Source organism: uncultured Marinobacter sp. (genome assembly GCF_963974375.1).
Lineage (GTDB): Bacteria > Pseudomonadota > Gammaproteobacteria > Pseudomonadales > Oleiphilaceae > Marinobacter.
In genome coordinates this window covers 1-13,676 of record NZ_CAXBDN010000101.1, presented here as the reverse complement: position 1 = coordinate 13,676, position 13,676 = coordinate 1, and the positions used below count along the sequence as shown (strand labels likewise).

The following is a 13,676-nucleotide window of genomic DNA, read 5'->3' as shown; positions in this document are numbered from 1 at the left end:
CGCAAACCTGTCGGTGGATGACTTTGGTACCGGCTATTCCTCTTTGTCCCAGTTACGGCAGATGCCGGTACAGGAGCTGAAGATCGACAAATCCTTTGTCATGAAACTGAATGAGGAACCCCAGGATCAGCTCATCGTCCAGTCCACCATTGATATGGCTCATGGCCTCGGGCTTTCGGTGGTTGCCGAAGGTATCGAGAATCAGGAAAGCTGGAATCTGCTGCGGGACTGGGGCTGCGAAAAGGGCCAGGGCTATTTCATGGCCCGCCCCATGCCTTCCGGTCAGCTGGCTGACTGGGCCAGCACCTTTCAGCACAAAGCCCGCGCCTTGACTACCGCAACCTCTGGAGACCGTTGATGACATTGAATGTTTTACGCTCACTGACAGCGGGCCCGTTGCTCGCGGGCCTGCTGCTGACCGTTACCTTTCAGGTTTCCGCAGATCCCGGCAGCCGGATCTGGGCGACAGGAGGCGTTACCACCATTGAAGGCAGCGCCGGCGGTGGCCTGGTGCCCTGGGCACTGATGGCGGGTTACGCCAGTGATGACGAGTGGGGCGGCACCCTGAACCTGTCCCGCGCCGAATTCGATGACTACACCCTGAGTGTTGCCGGCGCAGCGGTAAACTGGAATAACCGCATTGAGCTGAGTATTGCTCGCCAGACCCTGGATCTGGACACCCTTGGCGCAGCGCTGGCCGAGGATGAGCTGAACCAGGATATATTTGGCCTCAAGGTCCGGCTCTTCGGTGATCTCCTGTATACCGATTACGGCCAATGGTCCCTGGGCCTGCAGCATAAACGGCAGCGCAACTTCACGGTGCCGGACGCCATCGGGGCCCGCAGCCAGCAGGGCACTGACGTGTATCTGGCCGGAAGCAAACTGTTTTTCGCCGCTATTCTTGACCGCAACCTGCTGGTCAACGCCACCCTGCGGGGTACCAAGGCCAATCAGGGTGGGCTGCTGGGCTTTGGTGGCGACCGCAACAACAGCTATGAGGCCATGTTTGAAACCAGCGTCGGGCTGTTCCTGAACCGCAGTTGGCTGCTGGGTGCGGAATATCGCCAGAAGCCGGACAACCTGGACTTTGCTTCAGAGGACGACTGGTGGGATCTGTTTGTGGCCTGGGTGCCAGACCGCCGTCTGTCGGTGACCGCCGCCTGGGTCAGTCTGGGTGATGTCGCCGGGCTGGAAGATCAGCGGGGCCTTTACCTTTCACTTCAGGGCAGTTTCTGACAGGAGACCGGACCATGCCTATTCTTGAACATGCCCGTAAAATCATCAGCCTTGTACTGCTGACCGCTGTGCTGAGCGGCTGCGCCGCCACCGGCAATGACCGGCAGGACACGCTTTATCAGGATCTGGGCGAACGCAGCGGCATCGCGGATATTGTTGAAGACCTGCTGTATCGCATCGTGGATGACCCCCGCATCGCCTTCCAGTTTCGCGGTATGGACGTAGGCCAGTTCCACCAGAATCTGACCGACCAGCTCTGTGAACTCAGTGGCGGACCCTGCAGCTACACCGGGCGTAGCATGGTGGAGGTGCACACCGGAATGAATGTTACCGAAAGTCAGTTCAATGCCCTGGCCGAACACCTGATTCTTGCCATGGAAAAGCAGGGCGTCAGCACCGGCGCCCAGAACCGGTTATTGAAAAAGCTGATCCCGCTGCACCCGGAGATCACCCATCTTTGACAGCCTGTGGCTTTGATACGCATGCGGAAGGCGGTAAGCTTGCGCCCCGCCTGAATGCCACCGATTTCACCGACTGACTGCGAGCGACCAACGTGCTGGAAAATGCTGATCTTGGAAAACTGATTGTCCGCCTGACCCTCGGCGGTCTGATGCTGTTTCACGGCATCAGCAAACTGATCAACGGTACCGGCTTTATCGAGGGCCTGCTGGCCGGTCATGGTATTCCGGCATTTTTCGCCTATGGTGTATTCATCGGCGAATTGCTGGCGCCACTGATGGTCATTCTCGGTTATCACACCCGCATTGGCGCACTGCTGATTGTATTCAACATGCTGGTGGCCATCGCTCTGGTACATACCCATGAGCTGATGCGCCTGAGCAGCAACGGCGGCTGGGCTCTGGAACTTCAGGGCTTTTTCCTGTTCGTTGCGCTGGCACTGGTATTCCTGGGCCCCGGCCGCTACAAGATGAAAAGCTGAGACCGCACTATGAACCGCACCGTCACACCGGGACGCTACCGGCACTATAAGGGTCAGGAATACGAGGTCATCGGTACCGCCCGCCACAGTGAAACCGAAGAGTGGCTGGTGATCTACCGGTGTCTCTATGGTGACTTCAGCCTGTGGGCCAGGCCTTTGAGCATGTTTACCGAGACCGTGGAGGTGGCGGGGGAGCAGGTGCCCCGCTTCAGCCCTCTGGGACACTAGTGGCCCCGGGTGGGCTCCGGCCTGACGGTTTTGACTCCTGACTGCATTTGCGGCACATTAGCGCCCGTTCAATTCTGAGCAATTCCTGATCACCCCCGGCAAACGGCCCCACAAGGGCATCTGTCGCGCTATCGGAGTCTGACCATGAACGCCGTTGTTGCTGCGGTTCTCATCATGCTGGTGCTGAGCCTGTGCCGCATTCACGTTGTCGTCGCACTGATTCTGGGGGCGATGGCCGGAGGCCTGATCAGCGGACTCTCCCTTGAAGCCACCATTGAGGCTTTCAACAGCGGACTCGGCGGCGGTGCCACCGTGGCCCTGTCCTACGCTACGCTGGGCGCCTTTGCTGTCGCCATCGGCAAGTCAGGTCTGGCCCATGCGCTGGCGGACAAGGCTCTGGCACTGGTGGGTAATCAGCCCGCCGCCACTGGCGGCGAGTCCGCCCGCAGGGGCGTGCGCTACCTGATCATCGGGCTGTTGCTGTTGATTGCCATGTCGTCCCAGAATGTTTTGCCCATCCATATCGCCTTTATTCCACTGATCGTGCCACCGCTGCTGTTCGTGATGGCCAAACTGCACCTGGACCGGCGCCTGGTAGCCTGCGTGCTCACGTTCGGCCTGATCACCCCCTACATGTTCCTGCCCGTGGGTTTTGGTGGCATCTATCTGAATGAAATCCTGATGGCCAATATAGCGGCAAACGGCATTGCCACCGACGGTCTCAGCGTCATTTCAGCCATGGCGCTGCCGGCCCTGGGCATGGTGTGTGGTCTTGTCATCGCAGTGTTCTTCACCTATCGCGGTGATCGTCGCTACGATCTGGCGCTGATCGACCAGGAACAGCGGACCAGCACCCGCTACAGTCCGAAAACCCTGGTCATGGCGGTGGTCGCCATCGTTGCGGCCTTTGTGGTTCAGCTCTGGCTTGGCTCCATGATTCTGGGGGCACTGACCGGGTTCGTGCTGTTCAATCTGTCCGGCGTGGTGAAGTGGAAGGAGGCGGATGACCTGTTCACCGAGGGCATGAAGATGCTGGCCATGATCGGTTTCATCCTGATTGCCGCCTCCGGCTTTGCCGAGGTCATGCGGGAGACCGGTGACATTGCCAGTCTGGTGCAGGGTTCAGTGGGACTGATTGGTGACAATCAGGCCATGGCGGCACTGCTGATGCTGCTGGTGGGTCTGCTGATTACCATGGGCATTGGCTCGTCCTTCTCCACCATTCCCATCATCGCAGCGCTCTATGTGCCCCTGGCCCTGGAAATGGGCTTCAGCCCGCTGGCCATAGTTGCCCTGGTAGGCACTGCCGGTGCCCTGGGCGATGCCGGCTCTCCCGCCTCAGATTCCACCCTCGGCCCCACCGCCGGCCTCAACGCAGACGGCCAGCACAACCACATCTGGGATACCGTGGTGCCGACCTTCGTGCACTACAACATTCCATTGCTGGCGTTCGGCTGGCTGGCTGCACTGGTACTCTGAGGGATCTGATTTAGCCGCGGAATCCGCAGCTGAATCGCTCTTATTCGTCAGAACTACCGGCCTTGAAGAACACCACCTGCTTCACCGTATGGTCGTCCTCATTTTTGCGTTTGTTGACCCGGGTCTGCAGCTCTGCATTACCCGGGGCGGGATCGCCCTGGGTATCGGTGAAGCCGCAGGACACGCACTCCCGGTGCTGGGTTTCGTTGTCATCGGTGTACATGGTGAGTTTGTCCATCTCGGCACAGCGAGGACAGACAGCACCGGCAATAAAGCGTTTCGGCGTCGGCATGATGGTTCCTCAGGCGGCGTGGTCAGTGATGCCGGACTGCTTCAGCAGTGCCTCCACATCGGGGTCACGGCCACGGAACGCCCGGAACAGTTCTGCCGGTTCCCGGGAGCCACCCATCTCAAGAATGTTCTCCCGGAACGATCGTCCGGTGTTCTCGTCAAAGATGCCGTTCTCCTCGAACAGCGAGAAGGCATCCGCCGCCAGTACTTCCGCCCATTTGTAGCTGTAATACCCGGCCGCATAGCCGCCCGAGAAAATATGAGAGAAGCTGTTGGGGAAGCGGTTGAACTCCGGGGTTTCCACCACCGCGATTTCCTTGCGAACCTGACGATGCATGTCCAGGGCTACGGTAGGCACGTCTTCGGTGTACTCGGCGTGGAGGCGGAAATCGAACAGCGAGAATTCCAGCTGGCGCACCATCTGCATACCGGCCTGGAAGTTTTTCGCCGCCAGCATCTTGTCCAGCAGGTCTTTCGGCAACGGCTCGCCAGTCTCGTGGTGGCGGGCGATGATGGCCAGAGATTCCGGGTTCCAGCACCAGTTTTCCAGGAACTGGCTGGGCAGTTCCACCGCGTCCCAGGCTACGCCGTTGATGCCGGATACATCCGCCACATCCACCCGGGTCAGCATGTGGTGCAGGCCATGACCAAATTCGTGGAACAGGGTGGTGACCTCGTCATGGGTCAGCAGTGACGGCTTGCCGTTCAGTGGCGGGGTAAAGTTGCAGGTGAGGAACGCCACCGGCAGCTGCAGATGGCCCTGCAGGTTGCGCCAACGGACCCGGCAATCGGCCATCCAGGCGCCACCACGCTTGCCCTGGCGGGCAAAGCAGTCAAAGTAGAACCAGGCCAGTTCCTCGCCGTCTCGGGAAATACAGTAGGCGGTGACGTCTTCCTGCCAGGTTTCCACTTCCGGCCTGGCTTCAATCTGCACACCGAACAGTTTCTCGGTCACCTGGAACAGGCCATTGATGACCCGGTCCGCCGGGAACCAGGGGCGCAGCACTTCCGGAGAGATGTCGTAGCGTTGGTGCCGCAGTTTTTCGCTGTAATAGCCGATGTCCCAGGCCTCCAGGCTGTCGAGGTTGTGTTCGTCCCGGGCGAAGGCCTGCAGTTCGGCCACTTCCTGTTCGGCCATGGGCCTGGCCCTATGACCCAGCTTGTTGAGGAAATCCAGCACTTCATCAACACTGGAGGCCATTTTCTTGGCCAGAGAGCGTTCCGCGTAGTTGTTGAAACCCAGCAGCCGGGCCTGGGCATGTCGCCGCTTGAGAATCTCCGCCATCAACTCAGTATTGTCCCATTTGCCGGCGTCCGGCCCCATGTCGGAGGCCCGGGTCACAAAGGCTTCGTAGACTTCGCGCCGCAGCTCCCGGTTGTCACCATAGGTCATCACCGGGTAGAAACTGGGGAAGTCCAGGGTGATTACGTAGCCATCCAGCTCCCGCTGCTTCGCCGCCTGCTGCGCACCTTCAAGGGCGCTTTCCGGAACTCCGGCCAGCTCGCTGACGTCGGTGATGTGCTTGAACCAGTGCTGGGTGGCGTCCAGCACGTTGTCGCTGAACCGGCTGGAGATTTCCGCCAGCTCTTTGGAGAGGTTGGCGTAGGTTTTCTTCTGGTCCGCCGGCAGGTCAACACCGCCCAGGTGGAAGTCCCGCAAGGTGTTGTTCACCATTTTCTGCTGGGCTTCGCTGAGTTCTTTGAAGTCGGGCCGGTCGGCGACTTTCTTGTAGGCCGCACACAGGGTTTCGTTCTGGCTGATTTCGGTGCTGTATTCGGTCAGCTTTTCGAGGCACCGCTTGTAGACCTGCCGCAGCTCGTCGTTGTTTTTCACGCCGTTGAGGTGTGAGATAACGGACCAGGCGTTGTTGAGCCGGTCTTCGAGCTCTTGCATGGGCTGGATCAGGGTGTCCCAGGTGGGGTCGTCCTGACTCGCCAGGCTCTGGAGCTGGACCCGGTTGTCACTGAGGATCTGGTCGATGGCGGGCTCCATGTGTTCGGTCCGGATGTCGTTGAACCTTGGGAGCAGGTCGTGGGTCAGCAGTGGATTGGTCATGGTGCCTCTTTTCCTTAATCGTTGCATTCGGGTTCAGCGGTAGCCTGGGCGTCCAGTGCCTGGCAGGATGCCGGGGGTGTTTTCTTCGCCGCAATTCACGGCCCTTCCATGGGCCGGCCTTGCTCCGGGCCATCCTTGGCCCTGCTGCGAAAACGCCCCCGGCATCCGCCTCTCTGACATCGGAGATATCGCCTTTTAAACAGATCAGGCGCGCTTTACGGGGCAGTGATATTCGTTTCGTTATCTGTGAAGATAACCTTATGGTCGACGGTTTACTAATAGGTGTATGTAATGGCGAAGATACGTTCTCACAAGGGATATACCCCACAATTCGGTAAAAGAGCCTGGGTTGATGACTCTGCCGTGGTGATCGGTGACGTGGAAATGGGGGATGACTGCTCGGTCTGGCCCATGACTGTCGTTCGGGGCGACATGCACAAGATCCGGATCGGGCATCGCTGCAGTATTCAGGATGGCACGGTGATTCACATCACCCACGCCTCGGATTTCAATCCCGGCGGCTGGCCCACCACCCTGGGGGATGACGTTACCGTTGGCCACAAGGCCCTGATCCACGGCGCCACCATCGGCAGCCGGGTGCTGGTGGGCATGGGAGCCATCATCATGGACGGCGCTGTGGTGGAAGACGATGTCATTATCGGCGCCGGCTGTCTGGTGCCGCCAGGCAAAACCCTGGAATCCGGCCACCTGTACGTGGGTTCCCCCTGCAAACAGGCGCGCGCCCTGACGGACAAGGAAAAAACCTTCTTTAGCTATACCGCAGCGAACTATGTGAAGCTGAAGGATGAGTATCTGGCGGAAGCCTGAGGATAGGCTCCAACCGGATGGAGGCGTTGTCCTCTGTCCGGATATCCTGCCCAAACTGACACAGATCAAAAAACAACCAACCAATCCCTTGAAATCTCCCCTCACAGACCTACATTGAATCTCAGCAGAGGTTCACGGATTTGCCATCCGGCAGGCGCCACCGGGATGGAGCTGTTCCGCGACTGAGGCTGGATAGACACGCCACATTCAGGTTCACAGGAGGAGTTTCCTTATGACCAACATTACCCGCTGGAATCCGGTTAACGAGTTTGAAGATCTGATTGATCGCTACAATCGCTACTTTGGCCTGAGCCGTCAGACCAATGGTGAAGCGGAAGGCAAGGATGCGTTCCGGCGCAGTGACTGGGCGCCCGCCGTGGATATCCGGGAATCCAAAGAGGCATTCATGATTGATGCTGAATTGCCGGGCATGCAGAAAGAAGATGTGAAAGTGACCATTCACGATGGTGTGCTTGCCATTCAGGGAGAGCGACGGAAAGAAGAAGAGTCCGGGGACGACAAACACCACCGCATTGAGCGGGTTTATGGCAGCTTCCTGCGGCGCTTCACCCTGCCGGACAATGTGGACGAGAGCAGCATCAAAGCGACCTTCAAGGACGGGGTGCTGTCACTGACTCTGAAAAAGGCGGAGCCAGTAGAGCCAAAAGCGATCGAGGTTGAAGTTCACTAGGCTGAATTTTCAGCCCCGACCCTGAAGTTTTCGGGCAGGGCGGGCGTCAGGCGCCCGCTTCTGCCGATTTCTTTGCGCCTGCGGCTATAAGTGCTGCGGCGTATTCCTGGCTGCGCCCGTGGCGGGACACCTCATCCAGAATGGTTTCGCCATCGCCGTTCAGGGCATTCAGGTCACGTCCTGCTTCGGTAAAAAAGCCGATAAAACGCTCGAAATCGCCCGCTCTCATGGCCTGGTAGGCCTTGATCAGCACATGGTAGTCCGGGTTAATCCGGGCATCAAAGGGGCTCAGGAACAGAAAACCTTTGACCCGCTCGTCGCTCCATTCCTCGCCAATGACCTTGGGTTTTTCCGGTCCGCTCATGATCACTCTCTTATGCCGTGTATAGCGTAGCTTTAAATTCAGGGCGGTAGTATACCGGTTAAGTCACTGAGGATTTAGACAAATTCTGTATGAGTACCTTGCACCCGGTCATAAGTCACGGCAGTACTTCCACCGGCAGATCCCGGGTTGGTACCGCATCGCTGCATTCGGGATCACGAATGGCAATTTCGACCCGCCGGTTGCGGGCCCGGTTTTCCGCTGAATCGTTGGGCACCAGGGGTTTGGTTTCGGCCCGTCCTGCGGCGATTACCCGTTCAGCGGGAATGCGCTGGTCAAGAATCAGCTCATGTACCACCGAGACCGCCCGGGCCGCAGAAAGGTCCCAGTTGGAGCGGAAGCGGCCACTGGTGATGGGCACGTCGTCGGTATAGCCGGCCACGATGACGTCGCCCAGGCAGGATGCCACCACCGCCACCACCCGGTCGATAATCGGCAGCATCTCCGGTTTGATATTGGCCTCGCCGGAGTTGAAAGTGGCCTGCTCGGAGAAGCGGATAATCACCTGTTGCGGGTCATAGGCAATATTCAGGGATTCGTCTGCCACCTCGGCTTCCAGTTCACGGATCAGCCGGGAGGAAAGTTCGACGATACCATCAGAAACCACGGTCAGATCGCTGATCTGGCCTCTCTCGTCTATCAGGCGGGCATCGTCCCGGGTGGTGTCGGTGACATCCGGCAGCGACACCGTATCACTCTCGATCAGGCTCAGTGGTGAGCCACCGACACCCTCACCAATGACGTTGGCGGTGCCAAAGGCAGCGGCCATGGACTGTGCCATGGCCCGGTACTTCTCCATGTTCATTTCGGCGAAGGACAGCAACAGAATAAAGAACGTCAACAGCAGGGTGGCCAGATCCGCAAAGGTGACAATCCAGTTGGGCACCGCATTTTTTTTCTTGCGCCGGATGGCGCCTCCCAGCAGAACCGACACAGCAATCAGGTCTCCTGGCCGATATCGGCGCTTCGGCGCTGGTCCGGGCTGATAAAGGCGGACAACAGTTCCGTAATCACCCTCGGGTTCTGGCCTTTCAGAATGTTCTGGATGCTGGTGGCAATCAGCAGGCGGTTGCGGCGCTCGTCTTCTGCTTTCAGTTGCAGCTTGTCGGCCAGTGGCAAGGCAATCAGCTGGGCAATAAAAGCGCCATAGAGCGTCGTCAGCAGCGCCACCGCCATCGCGGGGCCAATGCTGGAAGGGTCATCCAGGCTGTTCAGCATCTGTACCAGACCCACCAGAGTACCAAGCATGCCGATGGCCGGGGCAGATTCACCGATACCACGGAATACCCGCTCCGCCACTTCATAACGCTCCATGGTCTGGTCGATATCCTGCAGCAGCGACTCCTCGACCATTTCCGGCGGGTGACCATCGACACACAGATTAATGGCCTTGGCCAGGAATTCGTTGCCGGTCTCGTGGCTTTCGAGGCCCAGAATACCGTCCTTGCGAACCACCCGGGCCAGTTCACCCACTTCCCGGATCAGGTCCGTAGGCCGGTCAAGGCGGTCGGTAAACGCGGTAGCGCACGCCAGCCGGAACGCACTGACCACTGTTGGCAAGCGGAACTTGATTAGGGTTACCGCAAAGGTGCCGCCAAAGACAATCGCCAGGCCCGGCAGATTGATAAACGTGAGTGCGGTTGCGTTGGCCAGCATGGCGATTAACACGATGGCAACACCAGCAACCAGGCCAACGAGGGTCAGTATGTCCATGGAACGCCTTTATATTGGAAGGAACACCGTTTCTGTGAATCTACACACCAACCCCGGCAAATCGGGATGCTGGCCCAAGCATAGCCCAGTTCCCTGTGTTCTGACTAACCCGGACGCAAGCTCTTCACCACACCGCTAGTGTCGGGCCGCACCCCGCGCCAGACATGAAAGGCTTCCGCAGCTTGCTCGACCAGCATGCCGAGGCCGTCGAACACCTTTCTGGCCCCCTGGTCCCGGGCCCACTGGTTAAATGTGGTGATACTGGCACTGTACATCATGTCGTAAACCACGGTATCCACCGTGATGAGCTCCGGGGGTATTGGCGGCAAATCATCCTGCAGGCTGGCGCTGGTGCCGTTGATTATCAGGTCAAAATGGCCGTGAGCGGCTTCGAAGCCACAGGCAGACAGCTCGCACCGCCCTGCCTCCGGTTGATACAGATCAACCAGGGCTTCGGCCTTCGCCAGGGTGCGATTGGCAATGACCAGGGCCGCCGGCTGGCAGGCCAGTATTGGCCCGAGTACACCTCTGACAGCGCCACCGGCGCCCAGCACCAGCAGGCGTTTGCCGGCCAGTTCAAGCCCGTGATTGACCATCAGGTCGGTCACCAGGCCCACGCCGTCGGTATTGTCCGCCACCAGCCGGCCCGCCTCGTCACGGTACAGGGTATTGGCTGCACCGGCCCGGGCGCAGCGCTCGGTATGAGTATCGGCCAGGGTCCAGGCCTGCTCCTTGAAGGGTACGGTGACATTGAGGCCTCCACCACCCTGGTCAAAAAACTCGGTGACGGTAGAGGCAAAGCCGTCCAGGGGTGCCTGAATGGCGATGTACTCCACCGGCTCGCCGGTCTGGGCGGCGAACAGACTGTGAATTCGGGGAGATTTGCTGTGGCTGATGGGGTTGCCGACCACACCGTAGAGTTTATTTGGTAGCTGATTCGTCATCGTCGTCCTCCAGCCAGTTCCGTCCAGTGAGGAAATACTCCGTGAGCCGGGCCTCTTCGCTACCGGGCTCAGGCACCCGGTTGTAATCCCAGCGCACCAGTGGCGGCAACGACATCAGTATAGACTCGGTACGGCCACCGGACTGCAATCCGAACAGGGTACCCCGGTCATACACCAGATTGAACTCCACATAGCGGCCACGACGGTAAAGCTGGAATTCGCGCTCACGGTCGCCCCAGGGATGCACCATGCGGCGGCGGACGATAGGCTCATAGGCTGCAATAAAGCTCGACCCCACTGCCTGCATAAGGCCAAAATCTTCCTCGAAATGGCCGCTGTTGTGATCATCAAAAAAGAGGCCACCCACGCCCCGGGGCTCCTGCCGGTGCCTGAGGTAGAAGTACTCGTCACACCACTGCTTATAGCGGGGGTAGATGTCCGCACCGAAAGGCTCGCAGGCGGCCCGGGCAGTCTGGTGCCAGTGCCGGCAGTCCTCATCAAATCCGTAATAGGGCGTCAGGTCATAGCCGCCGCCAAACCACCAGACCGGTTCACCACCTTCCGGCGTTGCGATGAAAAAGCGGACATTGGCATGGGACGTTGGTACATAGGGGTTTTTCGGGTGCATCACCAGGGACACCCCCATGGCCTGCCAGGGTGCGCCCGCCAGATGTGGCCGGTGTGCCGTTGCCGAAGGCGGCATGGTGGCTCCCATGACATGGGAGAAATTGACACCGCCTTTTTCGAACACCCCGCCGTCACTGATTACCCGGCTGATGCCTCCGCCCCCTTCCGGCCGGTCCCAGCTGTCGGCGACAAAGCGGCCCTGACCATCAACCGCTTCCAGGCGATCACAGATGGCCTCCTGCAACTCCAGCAGGTATCGGTGAACAGCGCCGGAATCCGGGCTTGATGTAGCGGACATAAGGGGCTCCTAACGAAGGGTTTGACCAGAGACGATATCGATAATGGTACTGGGTTTACGGGCATCACCCAGACGGCCGGCAACCAGCAGGTCCAGACCCTCCGGGAAATACTTCTGCACCTGCCAGGGGTGGCGCGCCGGCGCGCGGCCGGCCGGATTGCAGGAAGTGGACACCAGGGGTCCCCCGCTGAGCTCACACAAGGATTTTACCAGGGGATGGGCACTGATACGGACCGCAATGCCGCTGTGCCGGCCCCGCACCCACGGCGGAATCTGGCGTCGGACATCAGGAATCACGCAGGTCACCGGGCCTGGCCAGTGGCGGGTCGCCCGCTCCTGCAACTCTTCCGCCAGCGGCGACAGCAGAAAGCGGATCTGGTCAACGCTCGATGCCACCAGGATCAGCCCCTTGTGTTCAGGCCGGTTCTTGAGATCCAGAATAGTATGGGTGGCAGCCTCGTTCCAGGGATCGCATCCCAGCCCCCAGACCGCTTCTGTGGGATAGGCAATCACCCCGCCGGAATCAAGGGTATGGCGGACAAGTTGGCGGGACCAGGGGGAGGACAGATTCAGGGCTGGAGTCATATAGGGCGCATCATCACATTGCCCGGCTCAGGCCAGCCGCTGGAACCCTCCTGGGGCGGATGCCACCAGACCTTCCATCTCCAGCGTCAGCAGCGACTGCATCAGCTGATCAGCGGGCAAACCGGTTGCCAGGCACAATTGATCGGTTGAACGCGGATCATACCCTAAAGCCTTCAGTACCGCGATTTCCCGCGGCTCCAGAAACTCCGGTAATGGATGCCCGGAGGGCTCCGCCACGGCGACCTCAGGCCGGGAAACCTGCTGCTCCTGCTCAGGCGGTACTGGCTCCACATCGCCGGACCCGCGCCACCAGGCACTCAGCTCCTCTTCAATATCGTCCACGGTTTCCACCAGCCTGGCGCCCTGGCGGATCAGCTCATGGCAGCCACGGGCCAGTGGGTTATGGATAGAGCCAGGGATGGCAAACACCTCCCGCCCCTGTTCCAGTGCCAGTCGTGCGGTAATCAGCGAGCCGCTGCGCAGACTGGCCTCCACCACCAGAATGCCCCGACTGAGACCACTGATGATCCGGTTACGCCTGGGAAAATGACCGGGCTTTGGCGGCGTGCCGGGCGGGAATTCCGATATAACCAGGCCCCGGTGGATGATCTCTGCGGTTAACGTTCTGTGGGCATTGGGATAGATCACATCCACGCCGGTACCAATCACCGCGATGGTGCCAACGCCGGCTGCCAGCGCGCCGCTGTGGGCGGCGCCGTCGATGCCCTGGGCCAGACCGCTGGTAATCAGATAACCCCGTTGCGACAGCGCCCGGGAAAAACTGTGGGCATTATCAAGGCCCGACCGGGTGGCGTTACGGCTGCCGACCACCGCAATCTGGGGCCGCGCCAGCAAACGGGTATCCCCGCGGGCATACAGTACCAGGGGCGGGTCCTGGATATGCCGCAGTGCTTCCGGATAATCGTCATGACCCCAGCCCACCAGGGCAATATTGCCGGCGCGGGTTTCATGGAACCGGGCAATCACCTCCGCCAACGGCGGAAAAGACTCGTCCCGACGCTGCCAGGCCGCCAGCAACTGCCAGGCCGCTGACGGAAGCCCCATAGCCTTGTGAGTGGCAGACGAGGCCTTGAGCAGATCAAGAGGATTGGTATATGCATCGCAGACCGCCTGCCAGCGCTTTACACCCAGACCAGGCACATGGGCCAGCAACAGCCACGGCGAGGCCGGATCATCAAAAAAGGCATTCGGGAACGAGGGCGAACGATCGGACATGAGGCAACATCCCTGTCATCCGGGCTGCCATCCTGGCAGCCCTCTGTGTGCAGAACTATCCCTCAGGGATTGGCAACCGTGTCACCGACGGACAGTGACCGGGTAGCGGTCAGGATCAGGCCGTAGCTGAGCTTTTCATAGG

General features: G+C 59.7%; 17 protein-coding genes. 8 read left to right on the top strand and 9 right to left on the bottom strand.

What is annotated here, in order from left to right; all coding sequences use genetic code 11:
* The 6 genes from AAC035_RS10385 to AAC035_RS10360 form a co-directional block, all read left to right on the top strand.
* Nucleotides 1–358, top strand: a 358-nt coding sequence (locus tag AAC035_RS10385) for an EAL domain-containing protein (protein WP_339803541.1), incomplete at its 5' end; no start/stop codon positions are given.
* Entirely contained in the window at nt 358–1,236 is an 879-nt protein-coding gene (locus AAC035_RS10380; protein WP_339803539.1) for a DUF3034 family protein, read from the top strand. The genes AAC035_RS10385 and AAC035_RS10380, both read left to right, overlap by 1 nt.
* Before the next feature lie 14 nt (nt 1,237–1,250).
* Nucleotides 1,251–1,697: a group 1 truncated hemoglobin gene (locus AAC035_RS10375; protein ID WP_339803537.1), complete on the top strand. Its 447-nt coding sequence runs from the start codon at nt 1,251–1,253 to the stop codon at nt 1,695–1,697.
* Nucleotides 1,698–1,789: 92 nt separating this feature from the next.
* A complete protein-coding gene (locus tag AAC035_RS10370; protein WP_339803535.1) occupies nt 1,790–2,176 on the top strand; it encodes a DoxX family protein in 387 nt (128 codons plus the stop codon).
* A 9-nt stretch (nt 2,177–2,185) separates the two neighbouring features.
* Nucleotides 2,186–2,404 (top strand): DUF1653 domain-containing protein, encoded by a 219-nt coding sequence (locus AAC035_RS10365; RefSeq protein ID WP_339803532.1) that lies wholly within the window; start codon nt 2,186–2,188, stop codon nt 2,402–2,404.
* Nucleotides 2,405–2,548: 144 nt separating this feature from the next.
* The gene (locus tag AAC035_RS10360) at nt 2,549–3,883 is read left to right on the top strand and encodes a Na+/H+ antiporter NhaC family protein (RefSeq protein WP_339803529.1); all 1,335 of its coding nucleotides are present in this window, start codon (nt 2,549–2,551) and stop codon (nt 3,881–3,883) included.
* A gap of 40 nt (nt 3,884–3,923) precedes the next feature.
* Here the strand turns inward: AAC035_RS10360 and AAC035_RS10355 are convergent, their stop codons facing one another.
* Both AAC035_RS10355 and prlC read right to left on the bottom strand, forming a co-directional pair.
* Nucleotides 3,924–4,175 carry a YheV family putative zinc ribbon protein gene (locus AAC035_RS10355; protein WP_339803526.1) on the bottom strand — a complete coding sequence of 84 codons (252 nt, stop codon included), beginning with the start codon at nt 4,173–4,175 and terminating at the stop codon, nt 3,924–3,926.
* A gap of 9 nt (nt 4,176–4,184) precedes the next feature.
* The gene (gene prlC, locus AAC035_RS10350) at nt 4,185–6,230 is read right to left on the bottom strand and encodes an oligopeptidase A (RefSeq protein ID WP_339803523.1); all 2,046 of its coding nucleotides are present in this window, start codon (nt 6,228–6,230) and stop codon (nt 4,185–4,187) included.
* A gap of 291 nt (nt 6,231–6,521) precedes the next feature.
* Between prlC and AAC035_RS10345 the strand changes: the two genes are divergently transcribed.
* Nucleotides 6,522–7,058 (top strand): gamma carbonic anhydrase family protein, encoded by a 537-nt coding sequence (locus AAC035_RS10345; protein WP_339803520.1) that lies wholly within the window; start codon nt 6,522–6,524, stop codon nt 7,056–7,058.
* 232 nt (nt 7,059–7,290) lie between these two features.
* Nucleotides 7,291–7,749, top strand: a complete 459-nt coding sequence (locus AAC035_RS10340; protein WP_339803517.1) for an Hsp20/alpha crystallin family protein — start codon at nt 7,291–7,293, stop codon at nt 7,747–7,749.
* Nucleotides 7,750–7,795: 46 nt separating this feature from the next.
* On the opposite strand, the gene AAC035_RS10335 is transcribed toward AAC035_RS10340, so the two are convergent.
* From AAC035_RS10335 to dprA, 7 genes are all read right to left on the bottom strand, one after another.
* On the bottom strand, nt 7,796–8,113 hold the full coding sequence (locus AAC035_RS10335; RefSeq protein WP_339803514.1) for a PA4642 family protein: 318 nt from the start codon (nt 8,111–8,113) through the stop codon (nt 7,796–7,798).
* 115 nt (nt 8,114–8,228) lie between these two features.
* Nucleotides 8,229–9,065, bottom strand: coding sequence for a flagellar motor protein MotB (locus tag AAC035_RS10330; protein WP_339803511.1), 837 nt, complete (start codon nt 9,063–9,065; stop codon nt 8,229–8,231).
* 5 nt (nt 9,066–9,070) lie between these two features.
* Nucleotides 9,071–9,844 (bottom strand): MotA/TolQ/ExbB proton channel family protein, encoded by a 774-nt coding sequence (locus AAC035_RS10325; RefSeq protein ID WP_339803508.1) that lies wholly within the window; start codon nt 9,842–9,844, stop codon nt 9,071–9,073.
* A 104-nt stretch (nt 9,845–9,948) separates the two neighbouring features.
* A complete protein-coding gene (gene aroE / locus AAC035_RS10320) occupies nt 9,949–10,788 on the bottom strand; it encodes a shikimate dehydrogenase (protein WP_339803506.1) in 840 nt (279 codons plus the stop codon).
* A complete protein-coding gene (gene hemF, locus AAC035_RS10315) occupies nt 10,766–11,713 on the bottom strand; it encodes an oxygen-dependent coproporphyrinogen oxidase (RefSeq protein ID WP_339803503.1) in 948 nt (315 codons plus the stop codon). Before hemF ends, aroE begins: the two co-directional genes overlap by 23 nt.
* 9 nt (nt 11,714–11,722) lie before the next feature.
* Nucleotides 11,723–12,298 carry an L-threonylcarbamoyladenylate synthase gene (locus tag AAC035_RS10310; protein WP_339803500.1) on the bottom strand — a complete coding sequence of 192 codons (576 nt, stop codon included), beginning with the start codon at nt 12,296–12,298 and terminating at the stop codon, nt 11,723–11,725.
* A 27-nt stretch (nt 12,299–12,325) separates the two neighbouring features.
* Nucleotides 12,326–13,534, bottom strand: coding sequence for a DNA-processing protein DprA (gene dprA / locus AAC035_RS10305; protein ID WP_339803497.1), 1,209 nt, complete (start codon nt 13,532–13,534; stop codon nt 12,326–12,328).
* Between the last annotated feature and the right edge of the window lie 142 nt (nt 13,535–13,676).